19 protein-coding genes are annotated in these 20,789 nt (G+C 68.6%); 13 read left to right on the top strand and 6 right to left on the bottom strand.

What is annotated here, in order from left to right; genetic code table 11:
- The first annotated feature begins 59 nt into the window (after window positions 1-59).
- Window positions 60-1,319, top strand: coding sequence for a serine--tRNA ligase (gene serS, locus QGN31_RS24505; RefSeq protein WP_008262975.1), 1,260 nt, complete (start codon window positions 60-62; stop codon window positions 1,317-1,319).
- Here the strand turns inward: serS and QGN31_RS24500 are convergent, their stop codons facing one another.
- Entirely contained in the window at window positions 1,320-2,066 is a 747-nt protein-coding gene (locus QGN31_RS24500; protein WP_014383635.1) for an AraC family transcriptional regulator, read from the bottom strand.
- A gap of 55 nt (window positions 2,067-2,121) precedes the next feature.
- On the opposite strand from QGN31_RS24500, the gene QGN31_RS24495 reads away from it, so the two are divergent.
- Window positions 2,122-2,691 (top strand): class I SAM-dependent methyltransferase, encoded by a 570-nt coding sequence (locus QGN31_RS24495; RefSeq protein WP_014941133.1) that lies wholly within the window; start codon window positions 2,122-2,124, stop codon window positions 2,689-2,691.
- On the opposite strand, the gene QGN31_RS24490 is transcribed toward QGN31_RS24495, so the two are convergent.
- A complete protein-coding gene (locus QGN31_RS24490; protein ID WP_008262978.1) occupies window positions 2,688-3,185 on the bottom strand; it encodes a DUF2834 domain-containing protein in 498 nt (165 codons plus the stop codon). The two genes, QGN31_RS24495 and QGN31_RS24490, sit on opposite strands and share 4 nt — an antisense overlap.
- A gap of 88 nt (window positions 3,186-3,273) precedes the next feature.
- Between QGN31_RS24490 and QGN31_RS24485 the strand changes: the two genes are divergently transcribed.
- On the top strand, window positions 3,274-3,912 hold the full coding sequence (locus QGN31_RS24485) for a TetR/AcrR family transcriptional regulator (RefSeq protein ID WP_014381611.1): 639 nt from the start codon (window positions 3,274-3,276) through the stop codon (window positions 3,910-3,912).
- Between the two features lie 49 nt (window positions 3,913-3,961).
- Window positions 3,962-5,518 carry a phytoene desaturase family protein gene (locus tag QGN31_RS24480; protein ID WP_014381612.1) on the top strand — a complete coding sequence of 519 codons (1,557 nt, stop codon included), beginning with the start codon at window positions 3,962-3,964 and terminating at the stop codon, window positions 5,516-5,518.
- Between the two features lie 98 nt (window positions 5,519-5,616).
- Here QGN31_RS24480 and QGN31_RS24475 read toward each other — a convergent pair whose 3' ends face one another.
- Both QGN31_RS24475 and QGN31_RS24470 read right to left on the bottom strand, forming a co-directional pair.
- Window positions 5,617-5,967 (bottom strand): hypothetical protein, encoded by a 351-nt coding sequence (locus tag QGN31_RS24475; protein ID WP_009956952.1) that lies wholly within the window; start codon window positions 5,965-5,967, stop codon window positions 5,617-5,619.
- Window positions 5,964-7,514, bottom strand: a complete 1,551-nt coding sequence (locus tag QGN31_RS24470; protein WP_014941134.1) for an MBL fold metallo-hydrolase — start codon at window positions 7,512-7,514, stop codon at window positions 5,964-5,966. Before QGN31_RS24470 ends, QGN31_RS24475 begins: the two co-directional genes overlap by 4 nt.
- Window positions 7,515-7,645: 131 nt before the next feature.
- On the opposite strand from QGN31_RS24470, the gene QGN31_RS24465 reads away from it, so the two are divergent.
- The 4 genes from QGN31_RS24465 to QGN31_RS24450 are packed head-to-tail and all read left to right on the top strand — an operon-like array spanning window position 7,646 to window position 10,819.
- Window positions 7,646-8,416, top strand: coding sequence for a lysophospholipid acyltransferase family protein (locus tag QGN31_RS24465; protein WP_026071075.1), 771 nt, complete (start codon window positions 7,646-7,648; stop codon window positions 8,414-8,416).
- A gap of 3 nt (window positions 8,417-8,419) precedes the next feature.
- Window positions 8,420-9,187, top strand: a complete 768-nt coding sequence (locus QGN31_RS24460) for a lysophospholipid acyltransferase family protein (protein ID WP_014378848.1) — start codon at window positions 8,420-8,422, stop codon at window positions 9,185-9,187.
- Window positions 9,188-9,201: 14 nt separating this feature from the next.
- Complete coding sequence (locus QGN31_RS24455; protein WP_014378849.1) at window positions 9,202-9,987, top strand: lysophospholipid acyltransferase family protein; 786 nt, start codon at window positions 9,202-9,204, stop codon at window positions 9,985-9,987.
- A 19-nt stretch (window positions 9,988-10,006) separates the two neighbouring features.
- Complete coding sequence (locus tag QGN31_RS24450) at window positions 10,007-10,819, top strand: Cof-type HAD-IIB family hydrolase (RefSeq protein WP_008263000.1); 813 nt, start codon at window positions 10,007-10,009, stop codon at window positions 10,817-10,819.
- A 6-nt stretch (window positions 10,820-10,825) separates the two neighbouring features.
- Here QGN31_RS24450 and QGN31_RS24445 read toward each other — a convergent pair whose 3' ends face one another.
- Window positions 10,826-12,472, bottom strand: coding sequence for an LGFP repeat-containing protein (locus QGN31_RS24445; RefSeq protein WP_179293376.1), 1,647 nt, complete (start codon window positions 12,470-12,472; stop codon window positions 10,826-10,828).
- 132 nt (window positions 12,473-12,604) lie between these two features.
- Window positions 12,605-13,636, bottom strand: a complete 1,032-nt coding sequence (locus QGN31_RS24440) for a PirG (RefSeq protein WP_173662725.1) — start codon at window positions 13,634-13,636, stop codon at window positions 12,605-12,607.
- Between the two features lie 275 nt (window positions 13,637-13,911).
- Here QGN31_RS24440 and glf point away from each other — a divergent pair, with 275 nt between their 5' ends.
- From glf to aftB, 5 genes are all read left to right on the top strand, one after another.
- On the top strand, window positions 13,912-15,102 hold the full coding sequence (glf, locus tag QGN31_RS24435; RefSeq protein WP_008263005.1) for a UDP-galactopyranose mutase: 1,191 nt from the start codon (window positions 13,912-13,914) through the stop codon (window positions 15,100-15,102).
- Window positions 15,103-15,201: 99 nt separating this feature from the next.
- Complete coding sequence (locus tag QGN31_RS24430; RefSeq protein WP_008263006.1) at window positions 15,202-17,088, top strand: glycosyltransferase; 1,887 nt, start codon at window positions 15,202-15,204, stop codon at window positions 17,086-17,088.
- A complete protein-coding gene (locus QGN31_RS24425) occupies window positions 17,081-17,629 on the top strand; it encodes a phosphatase PAP2 family protein (protein WP_179960096.1) in 549 nt (182 codons plus the stop codon). The genes QGN31_RS24430 and QGN31_RS24425 overlap by 8 nt, the downstream gene beginning before the upstream one ends.
- Window positions 17,626-18,543, top strand: a complete 918-nt coding sequence (locus QGN31_RS24420; RefSeq protein WP_008263021.1) for a decaprenyl-phosphate phosphoribosyltransferase — start codon at window positions 17,626-17,628, stop codon at window positions 18,541-18,543. Before QGN31_RS24425 ends, QGN31_RS24420 begins: the two co-directional genes overlap by 4 nt.
- On the top strand, window positions 18,530-20,500 hold the full coding sequence (aftB, locus tag QGN31_RS24415) for a terminal beta-(1->2)-arabinofuranosyltransferase (RefSeq protein ID WP_269147568.1): 1,971 nt from the start codon (window positions 18,530-18,532) through the stop codon (window positions 20,498-20,500). Before QGN31_RS24420 ends, aftB begins: the two co-directional genes overlap by 14 nt.
- Window positions 20,501-20,789 lie beyond the last annotated feature (289 nt).

The raw sequence follows: 20,789 nt of genomic DNA, 5'->3' as shown, positions 1-20,789 counted from the left end.
CCGGGCCGGCGGGGACGCTGTGCCGGTCGGGCGGTGCCGGTGAAAGTAGTGTCAGGGCCGTGATCGACCTGAAGCTGCTCCGGGAAGACCCCGACGCCGTGCGCCGCTCCCAGCTCAGCCGCGGTGAAGACCCGACGCTGGTGGACACGCTGCTGTCGGCCGACGCCGCACGCCGGGCCGCCATCTCCTCCGCCGACGCGCTGCGCGCAGACCAGAAGTCCGCGAGCAAGAGCGTCGGCGCCGCGTCGCCCGACGAGCGGCCCGCGTTGCTCGCGCGCGCCAAGGAACTGGCCGAGCAGGTGAAGGCCGCCGAGGCCGCCCAGGCCGAGGCGGAGGCGGCGTTCACCGCGGCGCACATGGCCATCTCGAACGTCGTCATCGACGGCGTCCCGGCCGGCGGGGAGGACGACTTCGCCGTCCTCGACACCGTCGGCGAACCCCCCGCGCTCGACGACCCCAAGGACCACCTCGAGCTGGGCGAGTCGCTGGGCCTGATCGACATGCAGCGCGGCGCCAAGGTGTCCGGCTCGCGGTTCTACTTTTTGACCGGCCAGGGCGCGCTGCTGCAGCTCGGCCTGCTGCAGCTGGCGGCGCAGCTGGCAGTCAGCAACGGTTTCACCCTGATCATCCCGCCGGTGCTGGTGCGCCCAGAAGTGATGTCGGGCACCGGATTCCTCGGCGCCCACGCAGAAGAGGTGTATCACCTCGACGCCGATGATCTTTACCTCGTCGGCACGTCCGAGGTGCCGCTTGCCGGCTACCACGCCAACGAGATCCTCGACCTGTCCGGCGGACCGCTGCGCTATGCGGGCTGGTCGTCGTGCTTCCGGCGCGAGGCCGGCAGCCACGGCAAGGACACCCGCGGCATCATCCGGGTGCATCAGTTCGACAAGGTCGAAGGCTTCGTCTACTGCACGCCCGCCGACGCCGAGGCCGAACACCAGCGGCTGCTGGGTTGGCAGCGCGAGATGCTGGCCCGCATCGAGGTGCCGTATCGGGTGATCGACGTGGCCGCAGGCGATCTCGGCTCGTCGGCCGCCCGCAAGTTCGACTGCGAGGCGTGGGTTCCCACGCAGGGCACCTATCGCGAGCTGACGTCGACGTCGAACTGCACCACGTTCCAGGCGCGCCGGCTGTCGACCCGCTACCGCGACGAGAACGGCAAGCCCCAGACCGCGGCCACGCTCAACGGCACGCTGGGCACCACCCGCTGGCTGGTGGCGATCCTGGAGAACCACCAGCGGCCCGATGGCAGTGTGCGGGTTCCCGAGGCGCTGGTGCCGTTCGTCGGCGCCGAGGTGCTCGAGCCGGGTGGGTAGCTAGCGCCCGCCGGCCAGCTGCCCCGGGGTGTGGCCGAACGCCCGCCGGTAGGTGTCGATGAACGCACTCGCCGTGGCCCAACCACATTCGGCCGCCACCGACGTGACATCGCGCCGATCGGCGAGCAACACGAGGGCATGCTGCAGCCGGACCTGGGTGCGCCATTGCGGGAACGTCATGGCCAGCTCGTCGCTGAACAATCGGCTCAGCGTGCGTTGTCCGACGCCGACCCGATCGCCGATCTGCTGCAGCGTCAACGGCTCGCGCAGGTTGTCGGCGATCAGTGCGCACGCCCGGCGCAGCCGGGGGTCGACGGGCGTGGGGATCCACAGCGGCTCCGCGACGCCGGTCGCCCGCACCTGGTCGTGCAGGACGGCCAGCATCCGGTGATGCTCGGCGGTCTCGGTGCCGTCGGCCTGCGAACACGCGATGATCAGTTCGCGCATCAGCGGGCTGACCGCCAGCACGGCCGGCGCCCGCGGGCCGCGGCGGTAGCGGCCGGGATCCAGTGCGACGCCGTGAAATTGCGTCGTGCCGTGGAACTTGTGCTCGTGCCAGCATCCGGCCGGTATCCAGATGGCGCGATTGGCCGGCGTGATCCACGTTCCGGCCGGGGTGGTCACCGACACCGCGCCCGAGGACGGGTACACGATCTGGTGTTGCGGATGGCGGTGCCGTTCGATCCGCGCGCCCGGCGGCAGCGTCTGCGCCGACGTGACCAGTCCGTGGTGGCTGATTTCCGACATATCTCGGCAGGATATCGGAAGCACGCACCCGCCGTCGCGGCCTAGCGTGGGCGGTATGGCGATGAATCTGATCCACCGACGGCGCTGCAGCTCCCCGTCATGGGAAAGGGCGGTGGCCGATCAGCTGCTGCCGTGGGCGCTCCACGGCGTCGAACTGGGCACGCGCACTGTGGAAATCGGCCCCGGATACGGCGCGACGCTGCGCGCCCTGCTCGATCGCACGGAATCACTCACGGCCGTTGAACTCGACGGCGCGATGGCCGATCGCCTGCAGCGCCGCTACGGCGAGCGGGCCCGGATCATCCAGGCGAGCGGCACCGAAACCGGCCTGCCCGCAGCCGATTTCACGTCGGTGGTGTGCTTCACGATGCTGCACCACGTTCCCACCGCCGCGTTGCAGGATCAGCTCTTCGCCGAGGCGTTCAGGCTGCTGCGGCCCGGCGGGGTGTTCGCCGGTAGCGACGGCGTCCCGTCGCTGGCGTTCCGACTGATCCACGTTGCCGACACCTACAACCCCATCGCGCCGAAGGACCTGCCCGGCCGGCTTCGCGCCGCGGGATTCACCGACATCGACACCGAGGTCAAGCGTGGCCGGCAGCGATGGCGGGCCACCAAACCGGGCTAGGCGCTGATCTTCGGCGCGGCCTCGCCGGTGACCTGCGCGTGCCGGCGCTGCCGTTCCATCGTCGCGAAGTAGAAGGCGAACGCGAACGCGAAGCTGGTGAACAGGCTGGACACGAAGTACAGCCAGGGGTGGCGCAGCCCGCGCCGGTAGCCGTCCACGATCGTAAAGATCGGCAGCAGAATCACATTCGCGATCGTGTAGTCCTGGCTGGCCGAGCTCGCGGCGGGGTTGGTGAACATCAGCTTGATGTATTCGGCCCAGCTCCCGTGTTCGCCCCACAGGGGATTGGTGGAGCCCTGCGAGTACTCGTGCACGAACGTGATGTTGAAATACCAGCCGAGCGCCACGGACGCGATGCCGACGACGTAGTAGACGATTTCCATCGGCGAAAACAGTGGGCCGTTGGCCGGCCGGGCGAAGACCTTCGAGTTCGACGTGACGATCCAACCGATGACCGCCAGTCCGAGCACCGCGTGAGTGAGTAGCGAGACCATGGGCGCAGTCTCACCCGCGCCGCAAAGTTTTGTCAATATTGACACAACAAACCGAATGGCCAAACCGAAGTGTTGGTATCTTGCTGCAATGGTCAGGCCCGCTCAGACGGCGCGCAGCGAGCGCACCCGCGAAGCGTTGCGCCAGGCCGCCCTGGTGCGCTTCCTCGCCCAGGGTGTCGAGGACACGTCGGCCGAACAGATCGCCGCCGACGCCGGGGTGTCGCTGAGGACGTTCTATCGCCACTTCAGCTCGAAGCACGACCTGTTGTTCGCCGATTACACGGGGCTGCACTGGTTTCGCGCGGCCCTGGACGCCAGGCCGGCCGACGAACCGATCATCGACTCGGTGCAGTCGGCCATCTTCTCGTTCCCGTACGACGTCGACGCCGTCACCAAGATCGCCGCGCTGCGCCAGGACGAGCTCGACCCCGGCCGCATCGTCCGCCACATCCGGGAGGTCCAGGCCGACTTCGCCGACGCCATTGCGGCACAGCTGCAACGGCGTGGCCGCGGTAACGCGGAGCCGACGGCCGACCAGCGGGTGCGCACCGCGGTGACCGCGCGGTGCATCGCGGCGGCCGTCTTCGGCGCGATGGAGGTCTGGATGGTCGGCGACGAGCGGTCTTTGGGCGAACTCGCGCGGCTGTGCCACGCGGCGTTGGAGTCGCTGCGGGCGGGGATCACCGACTCCTGGCTCACCGCGACCTCCGGGCAAGTTTCGTCATAATTGACAAAACTTTGGGGCCGTGCGAGCCTCCTTTGCGGAGGGCAAGAACATGACTGGATATGACGCGATCGTCATCGGTGCGGGGCACAACGGTCTGACCGCGGCGGTGCTGCTGGCCAAGGCCGGGCTGCGGACGGTGTGCCTGGATCCCAAGCTCTACGCCGGCGGGATGGCTTCCACCGTCGAGCTTTTCGACGGGTATCAGTTCGAGATCGCCGGCTCGGTGCAGTTCCCGACATCACAGGTGGTGGTCGACGAGCTGGGCCTGGACACCCTGCCGACGATCGACCTGGACGTGATGTCGGTGGCGGTGCGCGGGGTCGGCGACGATCCGCTGGTTCAATACAGCGACCCGGTCAAGCTGTTCACCCACCTCAACGAGGTGCACGGGGCCGACGCCGTCAACGGGATGGCGGGGCTGATGGCGTGGAGCCAGGGCCCGACCCGCGCGCTGGGCCGCTTCGAAGCCGGCACCCCGCCCAAGAGCATCGACGAGATGTATGCCTGCGCCACAAACGAATTCGAGCGCGCGGCCATCGACGACATGCTGTTCGGCTCGGTCACCGACGTGCTGGACCGCTACCTGCCCGACCGCGAGAAACACGGCGCGCTGCGCGGTTCGATGACCGTGCTGGCCGTCAACACGCTGTACCGGGGCCCGGCCACCCCCGGCAGCGCGGCCGCGCTCGCCTTCGGCCTCGGCGTTCCCGAGGGCGACACGATGCAGATGAAGAAGCTGCGCGGCGGCATCGGCGCGCTCACCTCGCACCTGTGCGACGTGCTGGAAAGCCACGGCGGCGAGGTTCGGCTGCGCACCAAGGTGACCGAGATCCTCGTCGCGGACGGGCGGGTGACCGGCGTGCGCACCGAGGCGGGGGAGACGCTGCACGCCCCGATCGTCGTTTCGGGCATCGCCCCGGACACCACGCTCAACGACCTGATCGATCCCGCCGCGCTGCCCGCCGACATCCGGGCGCGCTACGCGCGCATCGACCACCGCGGCAGCTACCTGCAGATGCACTTCGCGCTGGACGAGGCCCCCGCCTTCGCCGCGCCGTATGAGGCCCTCAACGCACCGGCCATGCAGGCCTCCATCGGCCTGTTCTGCACGCCGGAAGAGGTCCAGCAGCAGTGGGAGGACGCGCGGCGCGGGGTCGTTCCGGCCGATCCCACGGTGGTGCTGCAGATCCCCTCGCAGAACGACCCGGACCTCGCCCCGGCGGGCAAGCACGCCGCGTCGGCGTTCGCGTTGTTCTTCCCGATCGAGGGGGACGTGGATTATGGGCAGGCGAAGGTCGAAATGGGTCAGCGGGTGATCGACAAGATCACCCGGCTCGCGCCGAATTTCGAACGCAGCATCATCCGGCACACCACCTTCACGCCCAAGCACATGGGGGTGATGTTCGGCGCCCCGGGCGGCGACTACTGCCACGGTCTGTTGAACGCGAATCAGGTCGGCCCCAACCGGCCGGGCCCCAGGGGGTTTCTGGGCCAGCCGATCCCGATCGAGGGGCTGTACCTGGGCAGCGCGGGATGCCACGGCGGACCCGGCATCACGTTCATCCCCGGCTACAACGCGGCGCGTGCGGCATTGGATGCGCGCTGACCCTCACCCAGCGTGTAACCAGTGCGAGAAATCACGCCGGAATTCGCCATCAGTGCACGTTCAGCGGCCCGACGCCGGGCGCTCGCCGGCCGGGGACGCTAGCCGCGGGCGGCCAGCAGTTCGTCGAGCAGCGCGGTGAACTCGTCGGGACGCGCCGGCGTGAACGCGGGGCTGGGCCAGGTGCCTGGTACGTCCAGGGTGATCAGCGTCGACCGCAGCGGCCGTCGGATGTCCAGGGGAAGCCAGCGGCGGAAATCGGAGCTGCCCCAGATTCGGAGCCGCTGCGTGAACAGGCCCAGGCTTTCGGCTTTGTAACCGCGGATCGAGCCGAGCGCGATGACCTTCGATGTGCCCGACGGAAAGTGGTAGCGGCGCAACGTGATCGCCGCGCGATCCAGCTGAACCAGCCCATCGTCGTAGGAGTCGTAGGAGCGGTGGGAGTCGTTCACGCGCGGCGACTCCGCAGCTGGTGGCCCCGCGCGGTCAGGCACCGCCCGTCGTCCAATCGCCACTGCCACCCGTGCAGGTTGCAGGTCAACGTGTTCCCTTCTACCACACCGAATTTCGACAGATCGGCCTTGAGGTGGGGACAGCGGCGCTGGATCTCCCAGCCGTCCAGCGTGACCGACGCCGAGTCGTCGTGGGTTTCTGCGAACCAGCCGTCGGCGTAGGCGATGCGTTCGTCGGTCAGGCACTTGAAGAAGGTGTAGAGGTACTCGTTGTAGCCGCCGACCCGCCACGCCCGAAAGCGGGTGGACAAGAAGATGGTGTTGACCCAGTCGGGTTCGCGGTCGCGCAGCACGGTGCGCACCAGCTCCGGTGCGATCTCGAATCCGTAGCGGACTTTCTCGTCCGGAATCCGTTCCCGCACGGCGCGTTTCGGGAAGTCCAGGATCACCGTCTCGGGACCGAGCACCAGTTCGACGGGGTAGCCGATCCCGTCGCAGATCTCGTCGCTTTGGGACATGATCGGCTCGAACAACGCGCGCAGCGATTCCAGGAGGGGTTCCCCGGCCGCGGGGGCCCAGCTCGCCCGCTCGGCGGCGACGACGGGCGCCATCCGCTCGGCGTACGCGGCGATGTAGTCGGCCTTGCCCGTGGTGAAGATGGCCTCGACCTCGTCGGTGGGCAGCGGGTGGCGCAGCGAATTCAGGGTGGACCCGGTGAAGTCGGCGGTCGACCCGGGCATCATCAGCAGGCCGCCGTCGTGGCCGTGCGTGCGCATCTGGTCCAGGAACACCATCTGGTCCGGAAAGATGTTGGCCGGATCCGCGTGGTCGTCGTTGAGGTGGCGCAACTCGGGATCCAGGAAGCACGGCGGCCCCGCGGACGGGACCACCCACGTAGCCCCGACCTGGGCGAGGTACTGGCAGGCGCGGTCCATCTGCCGTTGCCGCTTCTGGACGCCGAAGGACTCCTTGGCGCGCGCCGGCATGTCGTAGACCATCGGGTACCAGATCGCCCCGGAGTACTGCAGCAGGTGCACATCGATGTGCCCGAACTCGGCGGCCAGCACGTCCAGGTCGACGGGCCGGGCGTCGTTCATGTTGAAAACCGTTGTGGCGCCGTCGGAGACCAGCAGCGCCGAATCGCCGATCGGGCCGTCGGCGGGCGCCCGCAGGGCGATGATCATGACGTCCAGGCCGCCACGGGGACCGTCGATCCGATGCTTCACCGAATCGCTGGTCTCGAAGAATCGGTGAAAGCCCAACTCCTGCAACGCGTTTCGCAGGTCAGGCACGGGAAAGTCCGGCAGCAGGACCGTCGCGTCCTTGTTGACGTGCTCGGCCAGGTTCTTCGCGTCGAAGTGGTCCTTGTGCAGGTGCGACACGTACAGGTAGTCGCAGGCGCCCAGCTTGTCCCAGTCCAGCGTGCTGTTGTCCGGGAACGGGAACCAGGAGGCGAAGTAGGCCGGATTGACCCAGGGGTCGCAAAGGATGCTGCCCGCTTGGGTCTCGATCAGAAATCCGGCGTGGCCTACGCTGGTGACCTGCACTAATACCTTTCCGGGGGGCGCTGGGGGACCGAGTCGGGGTCGGCCGGCGGTGACGGTTTTTGCGCCCCCGAGCTTAGCGCGAGGCGCCATCCGGGGGCGCCGCGCAGCCCGGAGCACTAGGCTGATGAGCTGTGGAACCGGTTTACGGGACTGTCATCCAGCTAGCCCGCTTGGTATGGCGCGCGCAGGGGCTGAAGATCACGGTCACGGGTGTGGAGAACCTCCCGACGAGCGGCGGTGCGGTCATCGCGATCAACCACACCGGCTATTTGGACTTCACGTTCGCGGGGTTGCCCGCCTACAAGCAGGGCCTGGGCCGCAAGGTGCGGTTCATGGCCAAGCAGGAGGTCTTCGACCACAAGGTCACCGGGCCCATCATGCGCAGCCTGCGCCACATCTCGGTGAATCGGCAGGACGGCGCCGCCTCCTACGAGGCCGCCGTCCGGCACCTGAAAGACGGTGAGCTGGTCGGGGTTTACCCCGAGGCCACCATCAGCCGCAGCTTCGAGATCAAGGAGTTCAAATCGGGCGCGGCCCGCATGGCGGTCGAGGCCGGGGTGCCGATCGTCCCGCACATCGTCTGGGGCGCCCAGCGCATCTGGACCAAGGACCACCCGAAGAAGCTCTGGCGGCCGAAGGTGCCGATCGTCGTGGTGGTCGGGGAACCGATCGAGCCGACGCTGGGCATCGAGGAATTGAAGGGCCTCCTGCATTCCCGGATGCAGCACCTGCTCGAACGCGCGCAGGAACTCTACGGCGCCCATCCCGCCGGGGAGTTCTGGGTGCCGCACCGGTTGGGCGGGGGCGCCCCGTCGCTGGCGGAAGCGGCCCGGCTGGAAGCCGAGGAGGCGGCCGCCCGGGCGGCGCGCCGGGCGCGCCCCGCAGGGGCGCCGGAGCAGTGATCGATGGTGGAGCCGACCTTCCGCGCGCTGGAGCTCCTGGCCCAACTGGCGGTGGCGGCCACCGGCACCAAAATCACCTATCGCGGCGAGCAGCACATCCCTGAGCGGGGTGGGGCCGTGGTGGCGATCAACCACACCAGCTACGTCGACTTTTTGCCCGCTGGCCTGGCCGTGTACCGCCGGGGGCGGCGCCTGCGGTTCATGATCAAGGCGGAGATGCAGCAGGTCAGGGTGGTCAACTTCCTGATCAAGCACACCCGCACGATCCCGGTGGACCGGGGCGCCGGCGCGGGCGCCTACGCGGTGGCCGTGCAGCGGCTCCGTGAGGGTGAGCTGGTGGGCGTGTACCCCGAAGCGACGATCAGTCGCAGCTTCGAGCTCAAGGAGTTCAAGACGGGCGCCGCGCGGATGGCGCTGGAGGCGAACGTCCCGATCGTCCCGGTGATCGTGTGGGGGGCGCAGCGCATCTGGACCAAGGACCACCCGCGTAAACTCGGTCGGGCCAAAATTCCTGTCACCGTGCAGGTGGGCGCGCCGTTGCAGGTGCGCGAAGACATTGCGCAGACCGACGCTGCCCTGCGCGACTCGATGACGACGTTGCTGCACGAGGCGCAACGGGACTATCCGCACGAGCCCGGGGCGTACTGGGTGCCGCACCGGCTGGGCGGGACGGCCCCGACCCGCGCGGAGGCCGCGCGCATCGAGGCCGACGAGGCGGCGGCCCGATCGGCCAAGAAGGCGGCCAACCGGGCCGACCGCCCGTCGCAGTAGGCGAAGGAGACAACATGCCCGAGGGGTTCTACCGGCTGGCGGAGTGGATCGTCCCGCCGATGGTCGCCATGCAGGGAACCAAGTTCACCTATGAGGGCCTCGAGAACATCCCCGAGCGCGGCGGCGCCCTGCTGGCCCAAAACCACACCAGTTACTTGGACTGGCTTCCCACGCTGATGGCCGTCCGGGAGCGCCGGCGGCGCGCGTATTTCATGATCAAGGCCGAGATGGCCGACGTGAAGGCGGTCAACTACGTCATCAAGCACGCCCGGCTGATCCCGGTGGATCGCAGGTCGGGTCACGACGCCTTCGACGCGGCGGTGCAACGCATGCGCGAGGGCGAGCTGATCGGGACGCACCCCGAGGCCACCATCAGCCGCAGTTTCGAGCTGCGGGAATTCAAGACCGGGGCCGCGCGCATGGCGCTGGAAGCGCAGGTGCCGATCGTCCCGGTGATCGTGTGGGGCGCCCACCGGATCTGGCCCAAGGACCATCCGAAAAAGGTGCTGCGCAACAAGGTTCCGATCACCGTGGTCGCCGGGCGCCCGCTGCCACCGCGGGGCACGCCCGAGCAGCTCAACGCGGTGTTGCGTGAGGCGATGAATGCCCTGCTGTATCGGGTGCAGGAGGAATATCCGCACCCGAAGGACGAATTCTGGGTGCCGCGCCGATTGGGGGGCGGCGCGCCCACCCAGGAGGATTCCCGGGCCATCCGGTTGTCGGAATTGCAGGAGCGGATGCAGAAGTACGGGACCGACGGCGTCACGCGCCCGGGGCAGACGCAAAGCGGATTGCATTGAGCGGTCGGGCCCGAGGACGATGAAGCCGACGCTCATCGCCTGCGACGTCGACGGCACCCTGTTCGACGACGACGAAAAGATCACCCCGCGCACCCGCGACGCCATTCGCGCCGCGGTGGACTCCGGTGCGCAGTTCGTCGTGGCGACCGGGCGCCCGCCCCGGTGGATACGTCCCGTCGTCGACGCGCTGGGCTTCGCCCCAATTGCGGTGTGCGCCAACGGCGCCGTGATCTATGACTCCGCCACCGACCGGGTGATGTCGACGCGCACGCTGTCCGTCGACACCCTGGCCGAGTTGGCGGAGCTGGCGACTCGCGTCATACCCGGCGCGGGTCTGGCCGTCGAGCGGATCGGCGAACGCGCCCACGACACGGCGACCCCGCAGTTCATCAGCTCGCCGGGCTACGAGCATGCCTGGCTCAACCCCGACAACACCGAGGTGTCGATCGAGGACCTGCTCAGCGCCCCGGCGATCAAGCTGCTCATTCGCCGGGCCGGGGCCCGTAGCTCCGACATGGCCGCCGAGCTGGCCAAGCACGTCGGCATCGAGGGCGACATCACCTACTCCACCGACAACGGCCTGGTCGAGATCGTGCCGCTGGGGATCAGCAAGGCCACCGGGGTGGACGAGATCGCCAGGCCGCTGCAGATCGCCCGTGAGGAGGTGGTGGCGTTCGGCGACATGCCCAACGACCTGCCGATCCTGCGCTGGGCGGGCCATGGCGTGGCGATGGGCAACGCCCATCCCGACGTGCAGGCCGCCGCCGACGAGGTGACCGCCGCCAACAACGACGACGGCGTGGGGCGGGTGCTGGAACGTTGGTGGCTTTAACGCGCCTCAGGTGGCGCCGGGGTGCGCCGGTAGCGAGAAGTGTTCGGCGGGCACCGTTGGGCCGCTTGGCAATTGGGTGGCCAGCGGCGTCGTGATGCCGTCCACCACCTCGGTGACGTTTCCGGTCAGCCGCTCGAAGTTCAGCGTCCCGTGCTGGAAGTTCTGCGTAATCTGCAGCGGCTCTTGTATTTCCGCGCTGGTCGGCAACCCGAGTGGGCCGCGCTCGTAGCTCTGCGATCCCCAGGCGTCGTAGATGGCGCCGGTGACCGGCTGGGGGCCGGTCTCGGGTGACCAATACATGGCGCCCCGGGCGAAGGTGACAAAGCGGGCGTCACCGGCCGCGCTGTCCTCGGGCGCGGTCGGCGCACCCAGCACGCTGTTCATCCCGCCGATCGCCTGCCAGTGATCGTAGATCGCGCCGCCCTGCAGCGCCTTGATAAGTTCCTCCGGTGGGTCGTTGAAATGCGCTGCGATGTCCCGTATCTCGTCCATCAGCGCGTAGGCGGCGTTGCCCGGGCAGTCGGTGTTGCCGACGTCACGGTGGGTGAAGATGGTCGGCAGCGTCGCGACCGAACCCGCCGGGAAGGTGGTGTAGTGGCTGCCGGCCGACTCCAGTTGCACCGTGCCCTTGGGGTCGACGCCGTCGATGCCCAGCCGCCAACCGAGCAGGCGGCCGACGGTGCGCAGTTGGATCGGTGTCGGGGGCACGTCGTCGAAGTTGCCGATCATCGACACGCCCCAGGTGTTGCGGTTGAACCCGCCGGTGTGGAAGGCCTCGACCGCCTTGGTGAGCCCGCCTGCGCTGCCCTCGAACACCTGTCCGTACTTGTCGACCAGCGCGTTGTAGGCGATGTCGCACCAGCCCAGCGTCTTGCTGTGGTAGGTGTAAATGGCCTTGACGATCCCGGCCGATTCCAGCGGCGAATAGTCGTTACTGCCCGCGGTGTGGTGGATGACCGCGGCGCGAATCCCGTTGTCGTACTGCGGGCTACCGCATCGCAGCGATTCGTCGGCACCCCATTCCGCGCGGCTGATGATGGGGGGCGCCTGCCCGGGCATCACCACCCCGGACGGAGGTGTCCACTGGGTTTGGGTCGGCGCTTGGGGCGGGGAGATGAGGACGGCGGAGATGTTCTGCCCGAAGGGCTGTTCCCTCGACGCCGGTTTGTACCCCAGATCCTTCGCTTCAGTCGGGGACGCCGGGGGCGGCTGGGTCGCCTTCGCGTCGAGCGGCCGGGTCACCGCGATCTGGACGGTGGTCGTGGTGCCGACGAAGACCGGGTCCGTGCCGCGCGGCCCCTCCGCAACGCCGGCCGGATGGGCGGCCCCCGCGGGGTCGGGCGCCGCGGTTTCGTACTCCGTCTGATACCAGGGGCCCCACGAGCCGTCGGGGTGTCTGGCGCGCACCCGGGTCGACGTGCCGGCCAGGTCGCCGGTCAGCGCCACCAACGAGAACGGAGTGTCCTGACCGATTTCGCGAACCGTGACTCCGGCGCCCAGTCCGATGAGCGGTTGCTCGACGAGTTGGGTGCCGCGCGCCGGCGCTGGGCCGGCGGCAACGCGACCGCGCGTCGCGTCCCCCACCCACGAGACGATGACGACGGTCGCCGCGATGGCGGTGAGCATCATCGTCGGCGCGCGACTGCGAGACACCAGCCGATGTTACGTGTGTTTCTAATGTTATCTATGAGACGACACGAGGTTGGGCGTGGCCGAATCTCGACCAAAATCGACGGCACCGCAGATGATTCTGCGGTGCCGTCTGGTGGAGGGTTCGGGTAAAGGTCAGACCGGGGGCAGTGCCGGCACCGCGCCCGCGGCCGCCGGAAGCGCACCGGCGGCACCCGCGGCGGCCGGGAGTGCTCCCGCCGCGGCACCGGGCAGGGCGCCCGCGGCGCCCGGCAAGGCACCCGCGGCGCCCGGCAGAGCGCCCGCGGCGGCACCCGGGAGGGCGCCCGCGGCCCCGCCGCCCTGCATGCCCTGCGTGATGGCCGGCATCACCAAGCCCTTGAGCAGGTCGATCGCCTGACCGGCGCCCAACTGGTTGGCCGCCTGCATGACGTCGTTGACCAGGCCGCCGCTGGCGCCGGATCCGGAGCCACCGCCCAGGCCGGTGCCGCCACCGATGGGCGAAGCGTTACCGAACGTCGACGGGTCGCCGAGGATCGGGTAGGTGCCGCCGACGCCCGGGTCCAGGCCGGCCCCGGAGTCGATGGGTACCTCGCTCGGCGACAGGGTCGGGCTGCCGAGCCCCGGCGCCACCCCGGCCGGGCTGGTCAGCCCGGGGTTGGACAGCGCGGGGTTGAGCCCGGCGCCCGGGGTCGCGATCCCCGCGCCCGGGGTGGCCGGCAGCGCACCGGGCGCGGTGAGCCCGGGCGTCGTAGGAGCCGCGCCGGGGTTCGTGAGGCCCGGGCTCGCCAGCCCGGGGCTGGTCAAACCGGGGCTCGTCAGGCCGGGGCTGGTCAAACCGGGGCTCGTCAGGCCGGGATTGGTCAGGCCCGGCGTCCCCAGCCCGGGGGTCCCGAGGCCCGGAGTGCCCAGGCCGGGACTGGCGAGACCGGGTGTGGTCGCGCCCCCGCTCAGGGCGGGAACCGGAGGCATGTTGATCCCGAATTGCGACAGCCCCTGGGACAGCGCGCCCATCAGCTCGCCGGGCAGGTCGCTCATCACCGCGGCCTGCTTGAACTCGTGATGCTCGGGCGCCTTGTGGTCGGCCGTCGATTCGTAAACAAGGAAGTATGCGCACGGACTCGCCACTGCCAGGGCGGCAACCGCGCTCATGGCTGTCGAGAGCTTGCGTCGGCGTCGGTTCGGCACGGAAGTCTCCTCTATCTGACTATGTGTTGTGTTGGCGGTCCCGCCGGTCCTATCTGGCTGGAATCACACACAGTCGATGGTACGAGTGGGGACCCTGTTACTAGAGTGGTGATATTGAATCGTGAGGCAATTGCGACCAGGACTGTGATCGCGAGCCCGGGACCTCCCACCGGCCGCCGCGAAGGCCCCCGCGGCGGCGCCCGTCAAACGGCCGGCCCTCTCCGTGGCCTCGCCAAATGGGTTAGGGCCCCGCGGTCGGATACCCTAAGCAACCGATGACAGCTCGTTTCGATCTTTTCGTCGTCGGCTCTGGATTCTTCGGACTGACCATTGCCGAGCGCGTGGCTACCCAGCTTCAGAAGCGTGTACTCGTGGTGGACCGCCGTCCGCACATCGGTGGCAACGCCTATTCGGAAGCCGAGCCGCACACCGGCATCGAGGTGCACAAGTACGGCGCCCACCTGTTCCACACCTCTAACAAGAGGGTCTGGGACTACGTGCGGCAGTTCACCGAGTTCACCGACTACCGGCACCGGGTCTTCGCCATGCACAACGGGCAGGCCTACCAGTTCCCGATGGGGCTGGGCCTGGTGTCGCAGTTCTTCGGCAAGTACTTCACCCCCGACGAGGCGCGCAAGCTCATCGCCGAGCAGGCCGCCGAGATCAAAACCGAGGACGCGCAGAACTTCGAGGAGAAGGCCATCTCCCTGGTCGGCCGGCCGCTCTATGAGGCCTTCCTCAAGAACTACACCGCCAAGCAGTGGCAGACCGACCCCAAGGAGCTGCCGGCGTCGAACATCACCCGGCTGCCGGTGCGCTACACGTTCGACAACCGCTACTTTTCCGACACCTACGAGGGCCTGCCGGTCGACGGGTACACGGCGTGGCTGCAGAACATGGCCGCCGACGACCGCATCGAGGTCCGGCTGGACACCGACTGGTTCGACGTGCGCGACCAACTGCGCGCGGACAGCCCCGACGCGCCGGTCGTCTACACCGGCCCGCTGGACCGCTACTTCGACTACGCCGAGGGCCGGCTGGGCTGGCGCACGCTGGACTTCGAGCTGGAAGTGCTTCCGATCGGGGATTTCCAGGGCACACCGGTGATGAACTACAACGACGCCGACGTGCCCTACACCCGCATCCACGAGTTCCGGCACTTCCACACCGAGCGCGACTATCCGGCCGACAAGACCGTGATCATGCGCGAATATTCGCGGTTCGCCGAGGACGACGACGAGCCCTACTACCCGATCAACACCGAGGCCGACCGCGCCGTGCTGGCCGCCTACCGGGCCAGGGCGAAGTCCGAAACCGCTTCGGCGAAGGTGCTTTTCGGCGGGCGGTTGGGCACCTACCAGTATCTGGACATGCACATGGCCATCGCCAGCGCACTGAACATGTACGACAACGTCCTCGCGCCGCACCTGCGCGACGGCAAAGCTCTAGTGGGGGAGAGCGACTGATGCGTGCCACGACGATGCAGAGCGAAGCGATGAGGAGGAGTGGCGCCTGATGCGTGCTACGACGATGCAGAGCGAAGCGATGAGGAGGAGTGGCGCCTGATGACTGCCGTAAGCCTGTTGTCCCGAATCATCCTGCCGCGTCCCGGCGAGCCGCTCGACGTGCGCAAGCTGTACCTGGAGGAGTCGACGACCAACGCCCGGCGTGCGCATGCCACCAGCCGCACCTCGCTGGAGATCGGCAAAGAGTCCGAGGTGTCGTTCGCCACCTACTTCAACGCGTTCCCCGCGAGCTACTGGCGGCGCTGGTCGATCTGCAGTTCGGTCGTGTTGCGCGTCGAGCTGACCGGGACCGGACGCGTCGACGTCTACCGGACCAAGGCCACCGGGGTGCGAATCTCGGTGGAGGGCCGCCAATTCGTCGGCACCGACGAGCAGCCGGCCGTCGTCGAGATCGAGGTGGCCCTGCGGCCGTTCGAGGACGGCGGCTGGATCTGGTTCGACATCACCACCGACACCGAGGTCAACCTGATCAGCGGCGGCTGGTATGCGACCGAGCCGGCCCCGGGCACGGCCAACATCGCCGTCGGCATCCCCACCTTCAACCGCCCCGCCGACTGCGTCAACGCGCTGGCCGACCTCACCGCAGACCCGTTGGTGGACAAGGTGATCGGCGCGGTGATCGTTCCGGACCAGGGCACCCGCAAGGTGCGCGAACACCCGGACTTCCCGGCGGCGGCCGCCGGCCTGGGCGATCGGTTGTCCATCCACGACCAGCCCAACCTCGGCGGCTCCGGCGGCTACAGCCGGGTGATGTACGAGGCGCTGAAAAACACCGACTGCCAACAGATCCTGTTCATGGACGACGACATCCGCATCGAGCCGGACACGATCCTGCGGGTGCTGGCTCTGCACCGCTTCGCCAAGACACCGATGCTCATCGGCGGCCAGATGCTGAACCTGCAGGAGCCGTCCCACCTGCACATCATGGGCGAGGTCGTCGACCAGTCGAACTTCATGTGGACCGCCGCGCCGCACGCCGAATACGACCACGACTTCGCGCAATTTCCGTTGAACGACAAGAACCCTCGCAGCGCACTGCTGCACCGGCGCATCGACGTCGACTTCAACGGCTGGTGGACGTGCATGATCCCCCGGCAGGTCGCCGAGGAACTGGGCCAGCCGCTGCCGCTGTTCATCAAATGGGACGACGCCGAATACGGCCTGCGCGCCGGCGAGCACGGCTATCCGACCGTCACCCTGCCCGGCGCCGCCATCTGGCACATGGCCTGGAGCGACAAGGACGACGCCATCGACTGGCAGGCCTACTTCCACCTGCGCAACCGGCTGGTGGTCGCGGCGCTGCACTGGGACGGTGACATCACCGGGCTGGTCCGCAGCCACCTCAAGGCGACGCTGAAACACCTTGCCTGCCTTGAGTATTCGACGGTGGCGATCCAGAACAGGGCCATCGACGACTTCCTCGCCGGGCCCGAGCACATCTTCTCGATCCTGGAATCCGCGCTGCCGGAGGTGCATCGCCTGCGCAAGGAATACCCGGACGCGGTGGTGCTGCCGGCGGCCAGCGAGCTACCGCAACCGCGCTACCAGAGCAGGGTGATGAACCCGCCGGTCAACCCGGTGTCGATCGGTTACCGGCTGGCCCGCGGGATCCTGCACAACGCGACCAAGGCCGACACCGAGGCGCACCGGACCCCGGAGTACAACGTGCCGACCCAGGACGCGCGCTGGTTCCGCTTGTGCACCGTCGACGGCGTGACGGTCACGACGGCCGACGGATGCGGCGTGGTCTACCGACAGCGGGACCGCCGAAAGATGTTCTCGCTGTTGTTCAAATCGTTGCGCCGGCAGCGTCAGCTGCTCAGCCGGTTCGACGAGATGCGCAGGGTCTATCGCGACGCACTGCCGGTGTTGTCCAGCAAGCAGAAGTGGGAGACGGCGTTGCTGCCAGCTGCGGAACATGCCTGAGGCCTCTGCTGCGCAGGCCCCGCGCGGTGAGGTGGCCGCGCTGGTCGCCGTCCAGGCGGCGCTGGGCGGTCGGCCCGGGGTGCTATCGGTGGCGCGCGCGCTGTCCCACTTCGGCGAGCACAGCGTCGGGTGGGTGGCCGTCGCCCTGCTCGGCGCGGTCCTGTCGCCGAAGCGGCGCGGGGACTGGCTGATCGCCGGGGCCGGCGCCTTCGTCGCCCACGCCGCCGCCGTGGTCGTCAAGCGGATCGTGCGGCGCAAGCGGCCGCACGATCCCGCCGTCGTGGTGAACGTCGGCACGCCCAGCCAGTTGAGTTTTCCCTCCGCGCATGCCACTTCCACCACCGCCGCCGCCATCCTGATGGGCCGGACCACCGGCCTGCCGCTACCCGCGGTCCTGGTGCCGCCGATGGCGTTGTCGCGAATGTTGCTGGGCGTGCACTACCCCAGCGACGTGGCCTGCGGCATCGCCCTGGGTGCCGTCATCGCGGCGATCGCGCGCCGCGCCGGACAGGTGCAAGAGGTTGTAAGAGGTAACGCATGACCGAGGAAACCGAGGAAGTGGTGGCCGGGCCGCCCAGCAACCTGGTCGCCGGGGTGATCAAGGCGCTCCGCCCGCGCCAGTGGGTGAAGAACGTCTTGGTGCTGGCCGCGCCGGTGGCCGGGCTGGGCAGCGGGATTCGATACGACTACGGGCAGATGCTCACTCAGGTCGGGTTGGCGTTCGTGGTGTTCAGCCTGGCGGCGTCGTCGATCTATCTGGTCAACGACGTGCGCGACGTCGAGGCCGACCGCGAACACCCCACCAAGAGGTTCCGCCCGATCGCGGCGGGCGTCGTGCCCGAGTGGCTGGCCTACGCCCTGGCGGTGCTGCTGGGTGCGGCCTCGCTGGGCATCGCCTGGATGGTGACGCCGAACCTGGCCTTGGTGATGGCCGTCTACCTCGGCATGCAGCTGGCGTACTGCTTCGGACTCAAACACCAAGCGGTGCTTGACATCTGCATCGTGTCATCGGCGTACCTGCTGCGCGCCATCGCCGGCGGCGTGGCCACCGAAATCCCGCTGTCACAATGGTTTTTGCTCTCGGCGGCGTTCGCGTCGCTGTTCATGGTGGCCGGCAAGCGTTACGCCGAACTGCAATTGGCCGAACGCACCGGCGCCAAGATCCGCAAGTCGCTGGAGAGCTACACCAGCACGTACCTGAGGTTCGTCTGGACCATGTCCGCCACCGCGGTGGTGGTCTGTTACGGCTTGTGGGCGTTCGAGCGCGACCACCATTCGGGGTCCTGGTTCGCGGTCTCCATGGTCCCGTTCACCATCGCGATCCTGCGCTACGCGGTCGACGTGGACGGCGGTCTGGCCGGGGAGCCCGAAGACATCGCGTTGCGGGACCGGGTGTTGCAGCTGCTGGCGGTGGCGTGGATCGCGACCATTGGAGCCGCCGTTGCCTTCGGTTAGCCCCGAGCTGCAGGCGCTCAAGGCGCGCATGATGCGCAGCCGGCCGGTGATCAGGCGGCCCGGCTGGCCGGTGTTCCCATACACGACCATGGTGCGGACCAGCCTGTGGATCGGCGTCGCGGTCGTCGCCGTCCTGTTCGGTTGGGGCGCCTGGCAGCGGCGGTGGATCGCCGACGACGGGCTCATCGTGTTGCGCACCGTGCGCAACCTGCTCGCCGGCAACGGGCCGGTCTTCAACCAGGGCGAGCGGGTGGAGGCCAACACCTCCACCGCCTGGACGTACCTGATGTACGCCGGCAGCTGGGTCGGCGGCCCGCTGCGCATGGAGTACGTGGCTTTGGCTCTGGCGCTGGTGCTTTCGGTGCTCGGTGTGGCGCTGCTGATGCTGGGCGCCGCGCGGCTGTACGCGCCCAGCCTGCGCGGGCGCAAAGCGATCATGTTGCCCGCCGGCGCACTGGTGTACATCGCGCTGCCGCCGGCGCGCGACTTCGCCACCTCGGGCCTGGAAAGCGGTTTGGCGCTGGCCTACCTCGGGCTGCTGTGGTGGATGATGGTCTGCTGGGCGCAGCCCGTTCGCAACCGCCCGGACAAGAACGTGTTCGTCGGCGCGCTGGCGTTCGTCGCCGGGTTCAGCGTCCTGGTCCGGCCCGAGCTGGCGCTCATGGGTGGGCTGGCGCTGATCATGATGATGATCGCCGCCCGGACCTGGCGGCGCCGCGCGCTGATCGTGGCGGCCGGCGGTCTCCTGCCGGTCGGCTACGAGATCTTCCGGATGGGCTACTACGGCCTGCTGGTGCCGGGCACCGCCCTGGCCAAGGATGCGGCCGGGGACAAGTGGTCCCAGGGCATGATCTACCTCTCGAACTTCGACGCCCCGTACGCGGTGTGGATACCCGTGGTCCTGCTCGTGCCGCTGGGCGTGCTGCTGTTCGCAGCCCGGCGCCGGCCCTCGTTCCTGCGGCCCGCGCTGGCGCCCGACTACGGGCGGGTGGCCCGGGCCGTGCACAGCCCGCCGGCGGTGGTCGCGTGGGTCCTGATCAGCGGCCTGCTGCAGGCCCTGTACTGGATTCGGCAGGGCGGCGACTTCATGCACGCGCGGGTGCTGCTGGCGCCCGTGTTCTGCCTGCTGGCCCCCGTGGCCGTCGTCCCGGTCGCCATCCCCGACGGCCAGGACTATTCGCGCGAGACCGGTAACTGGGTGGCCGGCGCGGCCGCCGCGCTGTGGCTGGGGGTGGCCGGCTGGTCGCTGTGGGCCGCGAATTCACCCGGCATGGGCGACGACGCCACCCACGTCACGTACTCCGGCATCGTCGACGAACGGCGCTTCTACGCCCAGGCCACCGGTCACGCACATCCGCTGACCGCCGCGGACTACCTGGGCTACCCGCGGATGGCCGCCATCCTGACGGCCCTGAACGACACCCCCGACGGCGCGCTGCTGCTGCCGTCGGGCAACTACATCCAATGGGACCTGGTGCCGCAGGCCCAGCCCGCGCCGGGCGACAAACCGCAAAAGCCGCAGCACGCGGTGTTTTTCACCAACCTCGGCATGGTCGGCATGAACGTCGGGCTCGACGTCCGGGTCATCGACCAGATCGGGCTGGCGAATCCACTGGCGCAACACACCGAGCGGCTCAAGCACGGCCGCATCGGGCATGACAAGAACCTCTTCCCGGACTGGGTGATCGCCGACGGCCCCTGGGTGAAGGTGTACCCGGGAATCCCGGGCTACCTGGACGCGCAGTGGGTCGCCGACGCGGTCGCGGCGCTGAAATGCCCCGACACCCAGGCGGTGCTCGGCTCGGTGCGCGCGCCGATGAACCCGCATCGGTTCCTGTCCAACGTGCTGCACTCCTTCCAGTTCACCAAGTACCGCATCGACCGGGTCCCGCTCTACGAGCTGGCGCGGTGCGGGCTTCCGATACCCGAACAATCGCCCCCGCCGCCTCGCGAGTAAGCGCTGCGCAGAAGAAATTTCGGCAGATTTCACCACGATTACGGCCGGCCCGTCACGAAAAAATGGCAGCAACATCACATTTGGCCTCTCACCAGCTGGCAATGGCGGTCAAGCACATGCGCAATACTCGCCTTTTCTACACGTGTTTGACATGAAAACCGCTGGGTAGGTGGGCCGCTCGCCGGTTCGGGGGCCCGCCTCGATGCGAACGAATGGGGCAAGGTGTGGTTGACTACACGGGCACTCCTGCGCTTCGCGCGGTGACGATGCGGGCCGACCGGTTCGACGA

The organism is Mycobacterium sp. 2-64, assembly GCF_035918375.1.
GTDB lineage: Bacteria > Actinomycetota > Actinomycetes > Mycobacteriales > Mycobacteriaceae > Mycobacterium > Mycobacterium intracellulare.
This window is presented reverse-complemented; position numbering and strand designations above follow the sequence as displayed.

Coding starts and splice junctions, on each gene's coding strand:
- QGN31_RS24500 (WP_014383635.1), bottom strand. CDS start 2,066: ATGTCGGAAATCAGCCACCACGGACTGGTCACGTCGGCGCAGACGCTG.
- QGN31_RS24495 (WP_014941133.1), top strand. CDS start 2,122: ATGGCGATGAATCTGATCCACCGACGGCGCTGCAGCTCCCCGTCATGG.
- QGN31_RS24490 (WP_008262978.1), bottom strand. CDS start 3,185: ATGGTCTCGCTACTCACTCACGCGGTGCTCGGACTGGCGGTCATCGGT.
- QGN31_RS24485 (WP_014381611.1), top strand. CDS start 3,274: ATGGTCAGGCCCGCTCAGACGGCGCGCAGCGAGCGCACCCGCGAAGCG.
- QGN31_RS24480 (WP_014381612.1), top strand. CDS start 3,962: ATGACTGGATATGACGCGATCGTCATCGGTGCGGGGCACAACGGTCTG.
- QGN31_RS24460 (WP_014378848.1), top strand. CDS start 8,420: ATGGTGGAGCCGACCTTCCGCGCGCTGGAGCTCCTGGCCCAACTGGCG.
- QGN31_RS24455 (WP_014378849.1), top strand. CDS start 9,202: ATGCCCGAGGGGTTCTACCGGCTGGCGGAGTGGATCGTCCCGCCGATG.
- QGN31_RS24450 (WP_008263000.1), top strand. CDS start 10,007: ATGAAGCCGACGCTCATCGCCTGCGACGTCGACGGCACCCTGTTCGAC.
- glf (WP_008263005.1), top strand. CDS start 13,912: ATGACAGCTCGTTTCGATCTTTTCGTCGTCGGCTCTGGATTCTTCGGA.
- QGN31_RS24430 (WP_008263006.1), top strand. CDS start 15,202: ATGACTGCCGTAAGCCTGTTGTCCCGAATCATCCTGCCGCGTCCCGGC.
- QGN31_RS24425 (WP_179960096.1), top strand. CDS start 17,081: ATGCCTGAGGCCTCTGCTGCGCAGGCCCCGCGCGGTGAGGTGGCCGCG.
- QGN31_RS24420 (WP_008263021.1), top strand. CDS start 17,626: ATGACCGAGGAAACCGAGGAAGTGGTGGCCGGGCCGCCCAGCAACCTG.